The 19,305-nt window shown below is 58.0% G+C and carries 12 protein-coding genes and 2 tRNA genes; 11 read left to right on the top strand and 3 right to left on the bottom strand.

Features of this window, described 5'->3' with window-relative positions:
- The first annotated feature begins 31 nt into the window (after positions 1 to 31).
- The 4 genes from IKP20_00370 to IKP20_00355 all read left to right on the top strand — a co-directional run bounded on the left by IKP20_00370 (position 32) and on the right by IKP20_00355 (position 7,316).
- On the top strand, positions 32 to 5,395 hold the full coding sequence (locus IKP20_00370) for an ATP-dependent helicase (GenBank protein MBR4503434.1): 5,364 nt from the start codon (positions 32 to 34) through the stop codon (positions 5,393 to 5,395).
- Positions 5,396 to 5,431: 36 nt separating this feature from the next.
- Entirely contained in the window at positions 5,432 to 5,869 is a 438-nt protein-coding gene (locus tag IKP20_00365; protein ID MBR4503433.1) for a transcriptional regulator, read from the top strand.
- Positions 5,870 to 6,383: 514 nt separating this feature from the next.
- Positions 6,384 to 7,193 (top strand): TIM barrel protein, encoded by an 810-nt coding sequence (locus tag IKP20_00360; protein ID MBR4503432.1) that lies wholly within the window; start codon positions 6,384 to 6,386, stop codon positions 7,191 to 7,193.
- Between the two features lie 48 nt (positions 7,194 to 7,241).
- Positions 7,242 to 7,316 (top strand) — tRNA-Thr (locus IKP20_00355).
- A gap of 44 nt (positions 7,317 to 7,360) precedes the next feature.
- Here the strand turns inward: IKP20_00355 and thiC are convergent.
- Positions 7,361 to 8,644, bottom strand: coding sequence for a phosphomethylpyrimidine synthase ThiC (gene thiC / locus IKP20_00350; GenBank protein ID MBR4503431.1), 1,284 nt, complete (start codon positions 8,642 to 8,644; stop codon positions 7,361 to 7,363).
- A 166-nt stretch (positions 8,645 to 8,810) separates the two neighbouring features.
- Between thiC and gyrB the strand changes: the two genes are divergently transcribed.
- The 7 genes from gyrB (at position 8,811) to IKP20_00315 (ending at position 15,782) form a co-directional block, all read left to right on the top strand.
- Positions 8,811 to 10,721, top strand: coding sequence for a DNA topoisomerase (ATP-hydrolyzing) subunit B (gyrB, locus tag IKP20_00345; protein ID MBR4503430.1), 1,911 nt, complete (start codon positions 8,811 to 8,813; stop codon positions 10,719 to 10,721).
- A gap of 4 nt (positions 10,722 to 10,725) precedes the next feature.
- Entirely contained in the window at positions 10,726 to 13,233 is a 2,508-nt protein-coding gene (gene gyrA, locus IKP20_00340; GenBank protein MBR4503429.1) for a DNA gyrase subunit A, read from the top strand.
- A gap of 67 nt (positions 13,234 to 13,300) precedes the next feature.
- Complete coding sequence (locus tag IKP20_00335; GenBank protein ID MBR4503428.1) at positions 13,301 to 13,705, top strand: hypothetical protein; 405 nt, start codon at positions 13,301 to 13,303, stop codon at positions 13,703 to 13,705.
- Entirely contained in the window at positions 13,702 to 14,844 is a 1,143-nt protein-coding gene (locus IKP20_00330; protein ID MBR4503427.1) for an ABC transporter ATP-binding protein, read from the top strand. Before IKP20_00335 ends, IKP20_00330 begins: the two co-directional genes overlap by 4 nt.
- 99 nt (positions 14,845 to 14,943) lie before the next feature.
- Positions 14,944 to 15,019 (top strand) — tRNA-Phe (locus IKP20_00325).
- A gap of 20 nt (positions 15,020 to 15,039) precedes the next feature.
- Positions 15,040 to 15,228, top strand: coding sequence for a hypothetical protein (locus IKP20_00320; GenBank protein ID MBR4503426.1), 189 nt, complete (start codon positions 15,040 to 15,042; stop codon positions 15,226 to 15,228).
- A complete protein-coding gene (locus IKP20_00315) occupies positions 15,210 to 15,782 on the top strand; it encodes a DUF531 family protein (GenBank protein ID MBR4503425.1) in 573 nt (190 codons plus the stop codon). Before IKP20_00320 ends, IKP20_00315 begins: the two co-directional genes overlap by 19 nt.
- On the opposite strand, the gene IKP20_00310 is transcribed toward IKP20_00315, so the two are convergent.
- Together IKP20_00310 and IKP20_00305 are read right to left on the bottom strand one after the other, a co-directional pair.
- Positions 15,752 to 17,542 (bottom strand): ABC transporter ATP-binding protein, encoded by a 1,791-nt coding sequence (locus tag IKP20_00310; protein MBR4503424.1) that lies wholly within the window; start codon positions 17,540 to 17,542, stop codon positions 15,752 to 15,754. The two genes, IKP20_00315 and IKP20_00310, sit on opposite strands and share 31 nt — an antisense overlap.
- Complete coding sequence (locus tag IKP20_00305) at positions 17,467 to 19,278, bottom strand: ABC transporter ATP-binding protein (protein MBR4503423.1); 1,812 nt, start codon at positions 19,276 to 19,278, stop codon at positions 17,467 to 17,469. Before IKP20_00305 ends, IKP20_00310 begins: the two co-directional genes overlap by 76 nt.
- Positions 19,279 to 19,305: the final 27 nt, after the last annotated feature.

Raw genomic sequence — 19,305 nt, 5'->3', positions numbered from 1 at the left:
ATCCAATCATAGGCTATGCGATTGTGGTCGGATGATCGAGAGAATAGACAGGGCCTATACCAAAGGTGAAGTCATGGGTATGATGGAGCCTTTGATCTCAACGTGGTTCAACGAGAAGTTCGATGATCTCACGATACCGCAGGCAAAGGCGATACCGGTCATTCATCAGCGCCGCAACGTTCTCGTCTCGTCACCGACCGGCTCGGGAAAGACTCTCACGGCATTCACGAGCATCATCAACGAACTCACCCGCTACGCCAGGGAAGGGACCCTGGAAGAGCGCGTGTATTGCATCTACATATCCCCGCTCAAAGCCCTCGCCAACGACGTCAACCGCAATCTCAACACCCCTCTGGCGGAGATGAGGGAAGTCGCCGCCGCCCACGGCATGAACGTGCCGGACATCAGGGTGGCCGTAAGATCCGGCGACACCAGCCAGACCGACAGGCAGAAGATGGTCCGCCATCCGCCCCACATTCTGATAACTACCCCGGAAAGCATGGCGCTGATTCTCGCGGCCCCGAAGTTCAGGGAATCGTTCAAGAAAGTCGAATGGGTCATTCTGGATGAGATCCACGACATATGCGATTCCAAGAGAGGCGCGTTCCTTTCCCTCACGCTGGAGCGTCTGAGAGCACATTGCGACGGCGAGTTCACACGCATAGGCCTGTCCGCCACTTTGGCTCCGATAGAGGAGATAGCAGGATATCTGGTCGGAAGCAATCCGGACGGCACCTCCAGGGATGCTGTGCTCATAGAGTCCGGCTCCAAGAAGGAGCTGGATTTGAAGGTCATATGCCCTGCGAACGATATGACCGCTCTATCTTCGGACATCGTGAATTCCATGATGTACGACGCTCTGAAGGAGCTCATAGACCAGCACGAAACGACTCTGGTCTTTACGAACACCCGCTCAGGCGCGGAGAGCGTCGTATACAAGCTGAAGGAGAGGGGACTGGACAACATCGAGGTCCACCACAGCTCCTTGGGGAAGGAGATAAGGCTGGACGTCGAGGAGCGCCTCAAGCGCGGGGAGATCAAATGCGTGGTTTCCTCCACTTCTCTGGAGCTCGGGATAGACATAGGTTCCGTGGATCTGGTGTGCCAGATCGGGTCCCCGAAATCCGTCGCGAAAGGGCTGCAAAGAATCGGAAGGAGCGGGCACAGCTTCGGCAAGATCGCGAAAGGCCGTCTTCTGGTGTTCGATCCTGACGATCTGGTGGAATGCGCCGTGCTGTGCCGCGCCGCCCATCGCAGCGACGTGGACCGCGTGGGCATACCGGAGAATTGCCTGGATGTGCTGTCGCAGACCGTCGTGGGAATGAGCCTGGACAAGAGGTGGGATACCGATGAGGCCTACAACCTTGTGAAAGGCTCCTACTGCTATCGCAACCTTCCCCGGGAGAAATTCGACAGCGTCCTCAGATACCTGGGGAGCAAGGACGACTTTGAAGGCGTCTATTCCAAGATATGGTATGACGAGGAAGAAAAGCAGTTCGGGAAGAAGAAAGGCTCCCGCATGATCTACTTTATGAACTTGGGGACGATCCCCGAGGAAGCGAATTACAGGGTCATCACAAGCCACGGGACCATGGCCGGGGAGCTGTCCGAGAAATTCGTTGAGAGGCTGTCGCCCAGGGATGTCTTCGTTCTGGGAGGCCGCTCGTTCGAGTTCGTCCGCTCCAAAGGCATGACGGCCTACGTCAAAGAGGCCAACGGAAGGAAGCCCACCGTGCCTTCCTGGGCGGGCGAGATGCTTCCCCGCAGCTTCGATCTGTCAATGGACATAGCCATGTTCAGGAAGGAGATGGCGTCCCGCATCAAGGATCCCGATTCCAAGGCTGTGAAATCGATCTCTGAGGAGTTCGACGTCAACGCAGGTTCCGCCCGTTCGATCCTATCTTATTTCAGGGAGCAGGAGGCCGTCGCGGGTTTCATCCCGGATTGCGACTGCCTCGCCGTGGAGGAGTACATAGACCCTTCCGGCAACCAGAAGCTGGTCTTCCATTTCCCATTCGGCCGCAGGGTGAACGACGCTCTGTCCCGCGCATATGCGTACAGGATGACCGCCATGATCGGCGCCAACGTCTCGGTGACGATATCCGACGACAGCTTCATGCTCGGCTGCCCCAGGAAATTCGACATGGGACTGATTCCGGGGCTGATAAGGTCGTCGGAGCTGGAGCAGGTGCTCAGGAAATCCCTCAAAGACTCCGAGATATTCAAGCTGAGGTTCAGGCACACCGCCGCCCGCAGCTTCATGATCCTCCGCAATTACAGGGGGAAGCCCATATCCGTCAACAGGCAGCAGGTCCGGTCCAGCTATCTCCTCGAGATGCTGGAGGATATGGAGGACGTCCCTGTCATCGAGGAGACTTACCGCGAGGTGATGGAGGACGATATGGACATCAGGAACGCGGAATACGTTCTGAATCTCCTGGATTCCGGCAGGATGGGTCTGAGGCTGATCCACTATGGAGGGACGCCTTCTCCGTTCGCCCATTCCGCCATCCTCTCAGGTTTCTCCGATATAGTCCTGATGGAGGACCGTTCCGCACTTCTCAGGGAGCTCCACCGCAAAGTCCTGTATCGCGCGCTGGGCGACTCCGTGAGCGAGTTCGAGTTCACTGAGGACCAGATAATCCCGTATTTCGCGCAGAAAGCGCCCCGCATCTCTTCCAAGGATGACATCCCGAAGCTTCTGATGAGGACCGGCCCTCTCCAAGCCATCCGCGAGCGCGGGCGCAACGTATACACTTACACCGACGAAGACAAGAAAGTCGTGGACGGCTGGGTGAGGGAGCTTCTCAGAGACGGATCCATCGGCACAGTATACATGGACGACGTCCACATCATGGTCGCATCCGAGATCCCATACTATGCGGCAGCCACCCGCAAGGAGCGCCGCCTGACGGATATGGACGAGGACGTTCTGGCCAGGGTCGGCGAAGGCTCTTCCATATCAGAGATCGCGGAGGCGCTGGAGGCCAGCGAAGACGCCGTCCTGAGGAGCCTGAGAAAGCTGGAGTCCATGTACAAAGTCCGCCGCACAGACGTGGACGGACGCGGGAAATGGACTTTCGCTCTCGCCGAATATCCTGAGGTGGAGGTCAAAGCCGCCGTGGACCGCATAATGCTGAGGTATCTGGATTGCTTCTCGCCGGCGACCGTTCAGGAAGCCGCGTTCGCGCTTTCGCTTCCGGACGACGAGGCCTTCGCTTCCCTGGAATCGCTGGTGGCTTCAGGAGAAGTCTCCAAGGGCCGCTTCCTGATCTCCGAGAACGACCAGTACATGCTGAAGCTGGACCACATGAGGCTCCGCTCCGGCAAGAAGAACGTGTTCGATTACGACACCGTGGAGCGTTATAGGCTCTCCAAAGGAAACGATTTCCCGGACATACGCTCGTATTTCGATTTCTACGGCAGCGCCGGAAGCGAGATGGACGTGTACAACAGAGTGAGGGGCTTCGACCTGAACGAATGGCATTCCATGAGGAAATCCGGGGAGCTCCTTCTGGGCAGGTTCGTCAGGGGAAGGGTAAGGTACGTGCTGAAGGAGGAAGGCGACAAGTACGCCGCTCTGAGGCGCGAGGAGATCCAGCCCGGTGACCTGGCCGTCCTGAACATGATCGACGGCATGGGAAGGGCCACGATGAGGCAGCTGTCCGCCGCTCTGGGCGCGGACAAAGGCGAGGTGAAGGACGCCGTCATGCGTCTGGACCGTTCACTGCTGGTCATACGCGATTTCGACGAGAGGGAGGATTGGGGAACCGAGAACGTATATGCCGTGTACCGCCCGTCAGAGGTATCCGGCGATCCCACGCGGGACCTTCTGGGGAGGGCGATCAAAGCATACGGCCCGATCCCCGTCAGCTCGCTGAGATATCTGGTGGATGTGCCTTTGGATACTATAGAGGCGCTGATTCCGGAGCTCGGCGCGGAGATAATCACCGTGGGCGAGGGGCAGTCCCAGATGGCGATTATGTCGTCCGAGATACCAAACCTCGAAAGGATGCCGATGCCCGAACTCCCGCTGAAAGTCATCGCCCTTTCCGATCCGGACATCGGGTCTAAATGGGCGGAGATAGCTTCGCGCTACGGGGACAGATGGGTGTATCCCATAGTGAGGGGCAACGCAGTATGCGGCGCCGTCGAGATGTGGGAGATGTCCGGGTGCGTGGAGATCCGCGCCATGGATCTGAATTCCCCAGACCTGCTCCCTGAGGCTCTGGCCGCGTTGGAGCATATGATGGGATACTTCCGCATGAAAGGCTGCGACATCCTCCGCATCAGAGAGATCCTGGGTGTCGACGCCGCGGAATTGGATAAGGAAAAACGCTCTGCTCTCAAAGAGGCCGGCTACAGCTTCGTCAACGGGTTCTGGGCGATGGGAGATTTCGTCCCCTGGACCATAAGCATGCAGGATATGCTTGGCTACATATTCCGCAAGCAGCGCATCGCCAAGGCCGACAGATTCCGCACGGCCGCGGAGGCGATGGACGCCCGCGGATACATCCGCAACGACCAGGAGCTCACCCCACGCGTCATTGACAAGACCGGCATGAAGAGGCTTTTGGAAAGGGGCGACGTCGTGAAGATGACTCTTTCGCCATCTTTCCTAGGCTTCACCACTCTGAAGTGCGCCCCAATCTTCCGCGCGGAGAAAGCGGCCAAGATCGAAGGCCCGGCCTCGGACATTTTCAGGCTGATCAAGGACAGGCAGCCCGTGTCGAAGAGGGAGATAGTCGACCGCTCCCAATACTCCATAGACATAACATCCGAAGCCCTGAATTTCCTGTCGAAATCGTCGGTGCTTTATCAGGACGGGGATTCCCTGTACAATCTGGTCCCCAACAACGGCATGAGCCAGTACGAAGCGGCCAAAGAGATTGCGAAGATGCATTTCAGGTTCTTCGGCGTATTCTCGGCGGAGGAGCTGTCGTCGTTCATGGCGGTCAGGATGCCGACGGTCAGGGCCGCCCTCAGAAGCCTCGAGGACGAGGGATTCCTAAAAAAAGGGTTCTTCCTGGAGGGGGATCCCGCGCTGAGGTGGATGATCGCCGAGGACGTCGGCAAAGATCCGGAGCCGTTCACGGATACGTTCCTCCTCAATACCCAGGACAATCTGCACATCTACCTCAGGTCCCTTTTGAAGGGGGAGGTCACATCCGGAAAATGCCTGATATTCAGCGGGACCCGCCCCGTGGGATCGTTCAAGGGCAAGGTCTGCCCGACCGGCGTCAAAGTCGAGGAATTCGAAGGCTCCGACCGCGCCATGGCGATCCTCAAGAGCGTCGCGGAGATATCCGGCGTGAGCCTGGAGACCGAGAGGCAGCGCGAGGATGACGATTGGAGCGTGTCGGAATCATACATCAAGTTCAATCCCGGCGCCTGAGCGGTGTTAAATATCGGTTGGCAGGTTCATTTGACGATGAAGATACCATGCGAACTCATCGTATGGCATGCCTTGCCGATGATACGCCGCGAGCTGGCGGTGGAGCTCGTAGGATCCCACGGCATGAGCCAGGCGGACGTCGCCAGAAAGTTCGGCATGAGCGACGCTGCTGTGTCCCAATACATCGGGAAGAAGAGGGGGACCAGGCCGGAGTTCGATCCCGAGGATCCGGCAGGCATCATTTTCATGGAAGCCATCCGGGAATCGGCCCGCAGAATCGCGGAGGAAAACGCCGATCCCTCAGTCGAGATGTGCAAGCTGTGCGGGACATTCAGGAAAACGGGGCTTCTTGACAGGGAATTCCTGGCGCAGACAGGCTCTCCGCCTCCCAAATGCTCCTGCTATCCCGGGACGGATCAACGGACGGGCCGATCGTTCCGCGGAATGGCAACGGATGCGAAACTGCGGCGCTGATGCCCCGGCAGACCGTGTTCCGTTATGTATCTTCAAAAGCGATGGCAATGCAATAATGGCCGATCCCAATCCGGCGGACGCGACGACAGGCTGTAAATGCCGGGGCCAGATAAGGTGCACCGCAAACTTTGCAAAGAGGCTGAGGCCACATCGCCGTCATGGTGCTGACCGTGTGCGAAGGCGTGGAAACCATCCGCGTGAGCGTGTTTGCGTACTGCTCCCGTCCGGAGCACGTCGAGATTGTTACGTCCGTGTCGAAGATCGGCGGCAACGCGTTCTACTAGATTGCCTTCCATGATGCCATCGGCGCCAAGGCCAAGAATACGGCCGCGGACCTGGTCAGGAAGGTCTTTGAGGCTGGTTCCGGGTTCCATTATTTGGTCCCCTGATGCCGGCAAAACCGGGGGCAGGCCGTCCGCCCCGATTTTCCTTTCGACTTCCAATGAAATACTATGTTGAAGCGCAATATGATTCCTTGCCCCTGTTTTATATGGATAGCGCATTAAGGAAGCGCATGAGATTCGGGCCCGCAGGATATCCGTCGGCTGGGAAGACGCCGGAGAAGTCGTTGGAATACACCAGAAGCATAGGTTTGGACGCATTGGAGGTGGAGTTCGTCCGCGGGGCACGCATCAGGCCCGAGAGAGCCGATGAAATAGGCGCCAAAGCCAAGGAACTGGATATAAGGCTAAGCTGCCACGCGCCGTATTTCATAAGCTTCAATTCCGAGAACCCTGAGACCAGGGAGAAGAGCGTGGACTACGTCACCAGCACCGCTAGGGCTGCCCACCATCTCGGAGCATATCTGATAGTGATACACGCCGCTTCTTATGGGAAATCGCCCGAGACGGCCCTCCCGTCGGTCATAGAGGGCCTGTCCAAGTGCAAGGACATCCTTGACGACGAGGGGATCAAAGACGTCATCCTCGGCGTGGAGACCATGGGAAAATTGGGGCAGTTCGGGACCCTTGAAGAAATCGGCAAGATCATGGATTCCGTCGATGGCGTGAGGCCGGTGCTGGATGTGGCGCATGTGCACGCCCGCGGGCGCGGATGCCTGAAGACGGAGGCCGACATGCGCGATCTGATAGGGCAATTCTTCCCACTGTGCGGAGATATCGCGCATTTCCATATCAGCTGCATAAAATACGGCGAAAAAGGGGATATATCCCATCTGCCGCTGGAAACGAAGGAACCTGACCTTCAGATTCTGGCCGACATCCTCCAGGATTCCAAGCAGGAATGCACGTTCATCTGCGAGTCGCCGCTGATAGAGAAGGATGCGGTAGTATTCAGGGAAATGTTCCCAGCATATCGCCTATGATGGACATGCAACACGGTTTTTATAGTATCATTCTTTGCAGTAGCTGAGGCCACTGTGGCTTAGGGGTATAGCGGCGGTTTCGTAAACCGCAGGCCGGGGGTTCGATCCCCTCCAGTGGCTCCATTTTCTGCATTCCCAACCGTATTGCGGTCCAGGCTTGTCTGCCCTCAGTTTCCGCCCTTTTTCATGTAGGTGTCCACGATCTTTATGGCGCAGATGTCTCCGCACATGGAGCATCCTTCGCTCTCCTCGGTGCACCCGCGGCATCTGTACCTTCTGGCCTTCTCCTCGTCGATGCAGATGTCGAACATCGCGTTCCAATCCAGCGCTTTCCTGGCCTTCGCCATCTTGGTGTCGCGCTCCCTTCCGATGCCCCTGCAGAGGTCCCCGACGTGGGCCGCGATCTTCGAGGCTATGACGCCCTCTTTGACGTCGTCGGCATCCGGCAGGGACAGGTGCTCCGCCGGCGTCAGGTAGCACAGGAAATCGGCTCCGTTCTGGGTGGCGACCGCTCCGCCTATGGCTCCGACTATGTGGTCGTATCCGGGCGCTATGTCGGTCACCAGCGGCCCCAGCACGTAAAACGGGGCGTCATGGCACATCCTCTTCTCCAGGCGCATGTTCATGGCCACCTGGTCCAGCGGAACGTGCCCAGGGCCTTCCACCATGCTCTGCACACCAGCCTCTCTGGCCCTTACAACCAGGTGGCCGAGAGTCATCAGCTCAGAGATCTGCGCCTGGTCGGAGGCGTCGTCTATGCATCCGGGCCTGAATCCGTCTCCGAGGGACAGCGTGAACTCGTATTCCCTCGCGAGATCGAGAAGATAATCGAAATTCTTGTAGAGGGGGTTCTCTTCCCCGTTGTGAAGGATCCATGCGGTGAGGAACGATCCCCCTCTGGACACAACGTCCGTCGTTCTGCCGCTTTTGCTGAGCCACCCCACGCTTTCCTTGGTTATCCCGCAATGGACCGTCATGAAGTCCATCCCGTCTTTGGCGTGCTTCTCGATGCCGTTGAATATGTCGTCCTCGGTCATCTCGACTATCGCCTTTTTTCTGGCGGCCATCACTCCGGTCTGATATATGGGGACGGACCCCATCATCACGGGGCATTCGGAGATGATCTTCCTCCTTATCGCGTCTATGTCCCCTCCGGTGCTCAGGTCCATCACCGCGTCCGCCCCGTATTTCATGGCGACCTTCAGCTTCTTCAATTCGGCGTCAAGGTCGGCCATGTCGCGGGACGTACCAAGGTTTACGTTCACTTTGATGGACAGCCCTTCGCCGATTGCGGCAGGTTTGGCGTCATGCACGGGGTTGTGCGGCGCGCAGATGCGTCCCGATGCTATCCCGTTCCTTATGAATTCGGCGCTGACCCCTTCGTTCTCCGCGATCTTTCTCATCAGAGGCGTGATCTCGCCTCTGCAGGCTTCTTCCATGATGGTGCTCATTGCCGATGGAATGGCGAGCGCAAAATAATACTATGCCTGCGACCAGCCAGAGCGATGGGCGCATCTGTGGCGAGGTCTGCGGATCAGTCCACATGTCACTTATAATTTGCGCGCACGCGCACGCGTATATTTATTATAGTATCGACGCTTACCATCGAGGGATACAATGGGCGACGAGAACAGCGCTGGCGCTTCCGAAGAGTACAATGCGGACAGCATAGTGGCATTGAAGGGGCTGGAAGCGGTCAGGAAGAGGCCTGGAATGTACATAGGCTCCACGGATTCGCGCGGCCTGCATCACATGGTCTATGAGGTCGTGGACAACGGCATTGACGAGGTCATGGCGGGGTTCGCTACCGAAGTGGACGTTGTCATCAACGAAGATGGGTCCATCACCGTCACCGATGACGGCAGAGGCATCCCGACCGGAATCAACCACAAGGAAGGCAAATCCGCGCTGGAGCTGTGCCTCACGGATCTCCATGCCGGAGGGAAGTTCAACCAGAACAGCTACAAGGTCTCCGGAGGTCTGCACGGAGTCGGTGTTTCCGTGGTCAACGCGCTGTCGTCCAAGCTCATTGCGACCGTTTACCGCGAGGGCAAGATATTCAGGCAGTCCTACAAGATAGGCGTGCCGGACGGTCCCGTGGAGACGATCGGAGAATCCGACAGGCACGGGACGGAGATAAGGTTCTGGCCGGACGCCGAGATGTTCGAGACGGTAGAGTTCGATTACACCACGCTTCAGAACAGGTTCCGCAACCAGGCTTTCCTCAACAGCGAGGCTACCGTGAATTTCGAGGACAAGCGCACCGGCAGGAAGGAGAGGTTCCATTACGATGGCGGGGTCTCCGAGTTCGTCCAGTACCTCAACAGATCAAAGACTCCGATCCATCCGGTCCCGATGCGTTTCGCCGGCGAGAGGAACGGGGTCAACATCGACATCGCCCTGCAATACACAGACGGATACAACGAGGAGATCGACTCGTTCGTGAACACGATCTACACGCCGGAGGGAGGGACCCATCTCACCGGATTCAGGACCGCGCTGACGAAGTGCATCAACGACTACGGCAAGACCAACGGGATCCTCAAGGACATCACGCTGGAAGGGTCGGACGTCCGCGAAGGACTCACGGCGATAGTCAGCATCAAGATGGCCGAGCCCCAGTTCGAAGGGCAGACAAAGGCCAAGCTGGGCAGCAGCGTCGCTCAGGGGGCCGTCATAGGCCTGATGACCGAGAAGCTGACCGAGTATCTTCTGGAGAACCCTCCCGTGGCTCAGATCGTGCTGAAGAAGGCCATATCAGCCTATGAGGGCAGGGAGGCCGCCAGGAAGGCCAGGGACGCCACCAGAAGGAAGAGCGTCCTGGAGACCACCAGCCTTCCCGGGAAGCTTGCGGATTGCTCCGAAAGGGACCCTTCCAAATGCGAGCTGTACATCGTGGAGGGAGATTCCGCAGGCGGGAGCGCCAAACAGGGCAGGGACCGCGCGTTCCAAGCCATCCTTCCCATAAGGGGGAAGATTCTGAACGTGGAGAAGACGAGGCCGGACAAGCTTCTGGACCACGAGGAGATCAAGAACCTTGCCATAGCCATCGGAGGCGGGATAGGGAAGGATTTCGACGTCTCCAAGATCCGCTACCACAACGTCGTCATAATGACCGATGCGGATGTGGACGGGGCGCACATATGCACGCTCCTGCTGACGCTCTTCTACAGGCAGATGAGGCCTCTGATAGACGGCGGGCACGTATACATCGCCATGCCGCCTCTGTACAGGGTATACAAGGGCAAGAAGCAGATCTACGCCTATAACGACGAGGAAATGGCCGCGGCAATGGCCGAGCTGGGATCCGGATGCAACGTGTCGAGGTACAAGGGTCTGGGAGAGATGAACCCCCAGCAGCTGTGGGACACCACCATGGACCCGGACACCAGGATGATGAAGAAAGTCACGGTCGAAGACAGCATGATCGCCGATCAGCTGTTCTCCGTCCTCATGGGAGACGACGTCGAGCCCAGAAGGGAATTCATCGTCGAGCATGCCCACGAGGTCATGAACTTGGATGTGTGATATCATGGACGGCGAGAAGAAAGTCATAATCCAGCCGGTCGAGAAGGAGATGCAGCGCTCTTACATCGACTACTCCATGAGCGTCATAGTCGGCAGGGCGCTGCCTGACGTCCGCGACGGGCTGAAGCCGGTGCACAGGAAGATCCTGTTCGCCATGGACAACCTAGGCCTGACCTACAACCGCCCGCACAAGAAGTCCGCGACCGTGGTGGGAGAGGTCCTCGGTAAATACCATCCCCACGGAGACTTCGCGGCCTACGAGGCCATGGTGAGGATGGCGCAGCCGTTCTCTCTGAGATACCCTCTGGTCGACGGGCAGGGAAACTTCGGATCTGTCGACGGGGATTCCGCGGCCGCGATGCGTTACACCGAAGCCAGGATGTCCAAGATGGCCAGCGATCTTCTGGCCGACATCGACAAAGAGACCGTGGACATGGTGGACAATTACGACGGCTCGCTCAAGGAGCCCTCTGTATTGCCATCCAAATTCCCGAATCTTCTGGTGAACGGGTCGGACGGCATAGCGGTGGGGATGGCCACGAAGATGCCGCCCCACAACCTCGGCGAGGTCTGCGACGCGATATCATACACCATCGACAATCCCGAGGCGTCCATGGACGAGCTCATGCAGTTCGTCAGAGGCCCCGACTTCCCGACAGGAGGCACGATCTACGGTGTGGGAGGCATCCGCTCTGCCTACGAGACCGGGCGCGGAAGGATGAAGGTCAGAGCCAACACCCACATCGAAGATATGGGCAACGGCAAGGAGCGCATCATCGTCGACGAGATACCTTACCAGGTGAACAAATCGGCGCTGATCGAGCAGATTGCCGACCGCGTCAAGAACAAGGAGATCGAAGGGATCACGGACCTCCGCGACGAATCCGACAGGCACGGGATGAGGATTGTTGTAGAGCTCCACAAAGACGCCCTTTCCGCGGTGGTCCTGGAGAATCTGTTCAAGAAGACGAACATGGAGGTCACCTACGGCATCATCAACATCGCTCTCGTCAACAACAAGCCCTCGGTCCTCTCGCTGAAGGAGCTGATAATGCAGTACATCTCCCACAGGAGGTCCGTGGTCCGCCGCAGAACCGAATACGATCTGAAGCAGGCGGCCAAGAGGTACCACATCCTGGAAGGGCTGATGGCTGCTATAGACATGCTTGACGAGACTATCGCTCTGATAAGGGCCTCAGAAAGCACGGAGGCGGCCAACGCCGGGCTGCAGACCCTGCTCTCGATAGACGAGGACCAGGCGAAGGCCATTCTCGACATGAGGCTGCAGAAACTCACAGGATTGGAGCTGGATTCGATAAGGGCCGAGTACGTGGATCTGGGGCTGAAGATGGCAGACCTGCGCGACATCCTGGCGAACGAATCCAGGATATCCGCCATAATCAAGGACGAGCTGAAGGAGATGAAGGACGCATACGGCGACGAGCGCCGCACCGTCATCGACCCCAACCCTCTGGACAGCGACGAGGAGGATCTCATCCCCAGGCAGAAGGTCGTCATCACCATCTCCCGCGACGATTACGTCAAGAGAATTCCCTTAAGCACATACAGGCAGCAGAGGCGCGGCGGCACCGGGCTGACCGGGATGCAGACCAAGGAGGAGGACCATGTCGATTCGATGTTCGTGATGTCTTCCCACGATTACATCCTGTTCATAACCGACCGCGGGCGCATGCATTGGCTCAAGGGATACCGCGTCCCGGAGGGCAGCAGGCAGTCCAAGGGCAAGCCTCTCGTCAATCTCATACCGGATCTGGAGGAAGGTGAGACAGTCGTCAGCACCGTCTGCACCGCCGACTTCCCCGACGACAGGTTCATAGTGTTCTGCACGAAGAAGGGCAGGGTCAAGAAGACCGCGCTCTCGGCGTACAAGAACGTCAGGTCCAGAGGGATCAAGGCCATAGTGCTGAAGACCTCCGAGGATTCGGAGTCCGAGGACGACGAGCTCGTGGAAGCGGCTATCTGCGGCCCGGACGACGACATCATAATGGCGTCCAAGAACGGCCAGGCCATCAGATTCTCCAACTCCGACGCCCGCCCCATGGGCAGGACCGCGACCGGGGTCATAGGCATGAGGCTGGACGAGGGCGACGAGGTCGTCTCCATGGAGGCCGTGACGTCGGGGGACAGGCTGCTTTCCGTCAGCGAGAACGGATACGGCAAGGTCACCGACGTGGACGCGTACACCAGGCACCACCGCGGCGGCAAGGGCGTGATCACCATGGTCTGCAGCGAGCGCAACGGCAGCGTCCTGAGCGTCAGGAAGGTCTCCCCGGGCGACCAGCTCATGCTGACCTCCAGATCCGGCAAGATGATCCGCATCGACGCCGACACCGTCCGCCAGACCGGGAGGAACGCCCAGGGCGTGAAGCTCATGGACCTCCGGGACGACGACAAGGTGGTTGCGGTGCAGCCGATCATGTCCGATCCCGAGGACGAAGAGATCGAAGCGATAACCGAGGCCTTCTCGGAGGCCGGCGGAGAGGATCTCTGATTTTTTTCCGGGCGGGAGGGGCTCTCCCTTCCCGCCGCACCAATCCGTCCGCATAATTTTTTTTGCGATGTCAGGCTTGGTATTGCCGCACACGTTCTCTGTGAACCATTCGGTGCAGGCCATACGCGGGAAGCCGGAGGCACCGTTCCCGAGGACGAACAGCCAGATGCTCTGCAAGATGCTTCCGGAGAACGCATCCGTCGGCAAGATACGCCTTATTGCGGTGTCGGATTCGCTGCCAGAGCCCGCCGGAACCGGGCGTGTGGGCATATACGGTTCCAACGTCCGCCGTCTCTTCAGGGCCGCCGACATGGCGCCTGATTTCCACTTCAACGCCGTTGAATACTGCCTCATGGAGGCGATTTCCGGCAGGGATTCCGTCCTATATTGCGACGAATGCGTCAAAGGCGCGGTATTGGGCCGCATCGATGCCATGAAAGAGTTCGGCAAATCTGTGGAGGTGGTCATGTGAGCGTGATCGAGACCGAAAGCATCACTTACTATTACGAAGGCTCGAAGACGCCCTCCATGAAAGGGGTCAGCATATCCATCAAGAAAGGCGTCAAGACCGTCATACTGGGCGCAAACGGCGCCGGGAAATCTACCCTCTTCTACCATTTCAACGGCGTCGTGAAGCCCAAGGAAGGCGTCGTAAGGGTCATGGGGGAGCCTGTGAGCTACAGGAAGAAAGGTCTGAAGGCGCTGCGCTCCAAGGTTGCCGTGGTACTTCAGAATCCCGACGATCAGGTGTTCGGGCAGACCGTGGAAGCGGATATTGCCTACGGTCCCAGGAACATGAAGCTCCCTGAGGAAGAGGTCAAGCAGAGGGTCGAGGAGGCCCTTTTCCAGACCGGTCTCGGGGATCTCAGGAGCAAGAACACGCTCCAGCTCTCGTACGGGCAGAGGAAGAGGCTGGCTTTGGCCGGGGCCCTGGCTATGAGGCCGGAGGTCCTGATAATGGACGAGCCTACCGCCGGCCTCGACCCGCAGATGGCTTTGGAGCTTATGGAGCTCGCGGAGCAGCTGCACCACAAGGGTACGACCATAGTGATATCCACCCACGACGTCGATCTGGCATACGCGTGGGCGGACGAGATCCATGTGCTCAGGAAAGGAGAGCTCATATTCTCCGGGAGTTCCGAAGATTTCTATTGCGATCCCTTAGCGGTCCATTCAACCGGCGTCATGCAGCCCTCGATGTTCATCATCAACGGCAATCTCGCCGCATTGCGCGGGGAAGATCCCGCACCATATCCCAGGACGGAGTCTCAATTGGTATCCAAGATGGCATCCGGGCCGAAAGGCAGGATGACGGTGGTCCCGACAGACGCGGATTCGGACGCCGCGGCTCTCGGGAAGATTCTGGCCGGAAGAGGCGATTCCAAGGTGGGAGTGTTCGGGACGTCATCCCGCAGGATGATGTACGGGGCTTCGCTGCCGGCGGATTACGTTTTCAACGGGTTCGAGTCGTGCATGGGAGAATGCCTGATGGGCAGGGACTCCATGCTGGTGTGCGACAGCGATTCGCTCCCTCTGATCGAATCCAAGATCCTGCATCTGAAGGACTTCGGCACCGATGTGGAGTTCGAGACTATCCGGCTGGGATGCTGAGGAAGAGGGGTTGCGGACACCCAGATCGATAATCCCGCATCGCAAACCGTTTGGATGGCCAACAACTTTATAGACAAGTTATCCATTCAGACCAATTACGCCGTGGTAACTCAGTTGGGAGAGTGCAAGACTGAAGATCTTGAAGTCGCTGGTTCGAGCCCGGCTCACGGCACCATGATTTCTCTCCGATTAGCGATGGTGGTCTCATTGGAGCCTGACAGGATTTTCATCGACATCCGCACATGCGAGCTGAGGATGTCGCAGCTGATGGAAGAGATCAGGCGCATCCAGGAGGAGAATCCCGATTATGAGGTGTTCCTGGATGGGGACGCTTATGCCATCGTCGGCCGCAAGAGGGATGCGCGATGTCCCGCGGAAGGCTGACCATAGGCCTGTACAATTCTTACGACCAGAATTTCAGGGAGCCCCACAGACGCGTGATAGCACGCGCGGGAGATCTGGCGATGGCTTTCGACATGAATCTCGCCCTCTTCGGATTCCCGATCCCGGAGGAGACCCGCACACCGGTGGAGGTGGCGGAATGGATCGCCAACACCACCAGCATAGGTCATCACGGCGATTACTTCGTCGATCTGGCCGAGAAAGGGCGCTTCCAAAAGTTTCCGTATCCGTCCAAAGGCTTCCCGCCCCAGCTGGGGATCCCGGTGCTTACCACATGCAGGCCCGAGCCGTCCAAAAAGATAGACGTGGCACAGGCGGCGTCGATGGTCAGAGGTGGCCAGAGCCTTCTTCTGGTGTTCGGGATAGGCCCGCATGGAGTCCCCAAGGATGTCATGAAAATCCCGAAATACAATCTGGACATAACGCCCGGAGGATTCTCGCTGGAGACCTGCGCCGCTTTGGGCTCCGTCTGCGGCGCATTCCACGCGATGCTCGATTTCCGAGGTCAGTCGCAGCCTTCGAATTGGCTGTCGTAAAGCGTCCTGAAGAACCCGTTTGCAGAAAGAAGCTCCTTGAAGGTTCCCTTCTCCTCTATGCGGCCGTCCTTCACAACCAATATCACGTCGGCGTCTTTGATCGTGGACAGGCGATGGGCGATTATGAACGATGCTTTGTCTTCCTTCAGCCGGTCCATGGCCGCTTCGACCTTCTTTTCCAGGTTGGTGTCCACAGAGCTGGTGGCTTCGTCTAGTATCAGCAGAGGCGCATCCCTTACCATCGCCCTGGCGATCATCAGCAGCTGCTTCTGCCCGGCGGACAGCTGCACCGATTCGTTCAGCACGGTGTCGTAGCCTTCGTCCAGCGTCTCTATGAATTGGTCCGCGCCTATCGCCTCGCAGACCTCTTTGATGCGTTCGTCGCTGACGTCTTTCTTCCCCAAGGATATGTTCTCCTTGATGGACGCTCCGAAGGTCCAGGATTCCTGCGGGACCATGCAGAACAGGCTTCTGAGTGTCTCCCTGGTCATCTCGGATATGTCGACGCCCTCTATCGTTATCTTGCCGGAGTCCAGCTCGTAGAATCTCATTAGGATGTTGGCTATGGTGCTCTTCCCGGCGCCGGTCGGGCCCACGATGGCCACTTTCTCGCCCGGATGCACGTCCAAACACAGGTCTTGGATGACCGGGGTCCCCTTATCATACGAGAAGCAGACGTGATCGAATGACACATGCCCCTCAACCGAAGGCGCTTCCCTGGTCTTGCGGGACTCGTCCTCCATCTCTTCAGTTCCCAGCAGCTCGAACACCCTTTCCGCGGAGGCGGCGACGGATTGCATCGAAGCCAAGGTATCGGACAGGCGGAGGAGAGGGTCGGTGAACTGTTTCACATAGACTATGAATGCCACCAGGACGCCGAAGCCGATCTTCCCGTCCAGGATCATGGCGGACCCGAACACGCACACCACCACGTATCCCAGATTCGAGAGGAAATCCATCATGCGGGGCATGAGGCTGGAGACGAACCTCGTGGTGAACGCGCTCTTGTAGAGGCTGTCGTTTATCTCGTCGAATATTTCCATCGCGTGGTCGCCGTCGTTGTACGTGTTGACGATGTCCATGCCGTAGTACATCTCCTCGACCAGGGAGTTCATGCGGCCGAGGTTTTTGGCCTGGGCGACGAAATATTTCTGGGACTTCTTTATGATCGCCAGCATCAGACCGAACCCTATTAGGACGGGGATCAGCGACACGACGGCCAGATTCGAATCGGTGATCAGCATCATGATCGCGGATCCGACCATCATGCTCAGGGCGGTGACCAGGTCGCATATGCATTCCGCCGACTGGGTGCGTATGGTGTCGGTGTCGTTCGTGAACCTGCTCATCACGTCCCCGGCGCTCATGCGGTCCAGGATCCTGAGCGGGATGCGGAACAGCTTCGCCGAGAGGTCCTTCCGCATTATGTTTCCGTTGCGTTCCGACGCGCATGGGACGACATAGCTCTCCATGGTCCGGAAGGCCATGTTCAATAGGTAGAGGACCACCAGGACGATCCCGGCGGCCGCGATGGGACCGAAATCCATGCCGCCGCTTTCGATGCCGGAGGAGATTCCGTCGGTCATGTCGGCGAGATATTGCGGCGCCAGCAGGAGCGTGACAGACGACAGCAGGGAGAATACGATCCCGGCGATTATGTGCCACTTGAATTCTCCGATGTACTTCAGCAGGATCCAAAGCGTCTTCCAAAGCGATTTGGGCTTCTCGGCGCTTGCCCAAGGCGGTCCTCCCGGCGGCATCGGCGCTCCTCCATCTGCGCTATGGCCGTGTCGCGGTATATCGGGCAGCTTTCCATAAGGCTCTCGTGGGTCCCTATGCCCATGACCTCCCCCTCGTCCAGGACGATGATGAGGTCCGCGTCCATGACCGTCCCCACCCTCTGGGCCACTATGACCTTGGTGGTTCCCGCCATGTCCCTTTTGAGGCAGCCGCGGAGGGCGCTGTCCGTTTTGAAATCCAAGGCGGAGAACGAATCGTCCAGGAGAAGGGCTTCCGGATCTTTGCATATGGCGCGGGCAATCGTTATCCTCTGTTTCTGCCCCCCGGAGACGTTCTTCCCGTATTGGGACAGGACGGTTTCTGTGCCCTCGGGAAGCTTGGATACGAACTCCTCGGCCTGCGCGATCCTGAGGGCGCGGAGGATGTCTTCGCGGCTCCTGAACGGGGATGTCTCGCCGAAGTTGACGTTGCGCTCCACGGAGCCGGTGAATATTATGGGGGTCTGCGGCACATACCCGAGGCGGGAATAGAGGGCTTTGCGCGTGTAATCCTTCGCGTCTCTGCCATCTATCATCACCCTTCCCGAATCGGGGTCGTATTGCCTCAGTATGAGCTTTATCAGCGTGCTTTTCCCGCTTCCCGTGGATCCGAGCACCGCCAAGGTCTGCCCCTTTCCGATCTTGAAGCTCACGTCGCTCAGCGCCGGCTTTTTCCTTCCGGGATAAGTGAATGTGACATTTTCGAACTCTATCGTCCCGGTTTCGGGCGTCTCGCCGTCGAAAGAGCCTTCGGGGACGCTCCTCTCCCTCTCTATGACTTCGGTCATCCTTCCGTAGGACACCTTCGCGCCCGGGAAGCCGCGGATTATGCCTGTGAGCATCATGAACGCCGACATAACCTGCAGAGCGTACGACGAGAAGACCACCATGTCCGAGAACAGACGGAATTTGGTGTCCTGGTCCGCGGCGTCCGCGATCAGCAAAGCTCCGACCCAGTAGATCGATATGGTCATGATGTTGACGACCGCGCTCGACATGCTGCCCATGGGCGCCATCCAGGTGAATATCTTCACGTTGTTGTCGAGGAGCGCCTCGCTGGCATCGTCGAATTTGGATTTGCGGTATTCTTCGGCGTTATACGCGCGTATGACCTTGGATCCCGTCAGGTTCTCGCGGACTTCGCGGTTGACGTCGTCTTTCAGCCACTGGATGCGTTTGAAATACTTTATGACGCACCACATGACCACCGAGATGGTGGTGACGATGATCAGCACCCCGGCCAAGGTTATCGCAGTCCAATGCCAGTCTGACCCGGAGATCTTCAGGATGGCCCAGGATGCCAGTATAGGCGATTTGACGATGACCTGCAGGCTTCTTCCGAGGAAGTTCTGCAGCTGGTAAGGATCGTTGGTGCTTCTCGTCACCAAGGATGCGGCTGATATCTCCGAGATGTCCTGGGAAGACAGCTCCTGCACCTTCGAGAACATTCTTTTGCGGAGGGTGCGGGTGTAAGAGGCCGCGAATTTTGCGGCGAAGAATCCGGCGCACACGGAGGCCGCCAAGCTCAGCAGGGCGCACGCCACCATCCTATACCCGTCTTGCTGAACTATGTCCGAGGCATGTCCGGTTTGGATGGCATACGTGATGCCGTTCATGTATTCGGGTATCTTCAGATCTAGGTACACCTGGAACACTATGAATATTGTGCATAGGGCTACGAAAACCCAATCTTTTTTGGTGAAATATCTGAAGAACATCGTATTATGCCGTTAACTCTGAACAAT

The sequence above is a fragment of the Candidatus Methanomethylophilaceae archaeon genome (assembly GCA_017524805.1).
Lineage (GTDB): Archaea > Thermoplasmatota > Thermoplasmata > Methanomassiliicoccales > Methanomethylophilaceae > Methanoprimaticola.
This window is presented reverse-complemented; position numbering and strand designations above follow the sequence as displayed.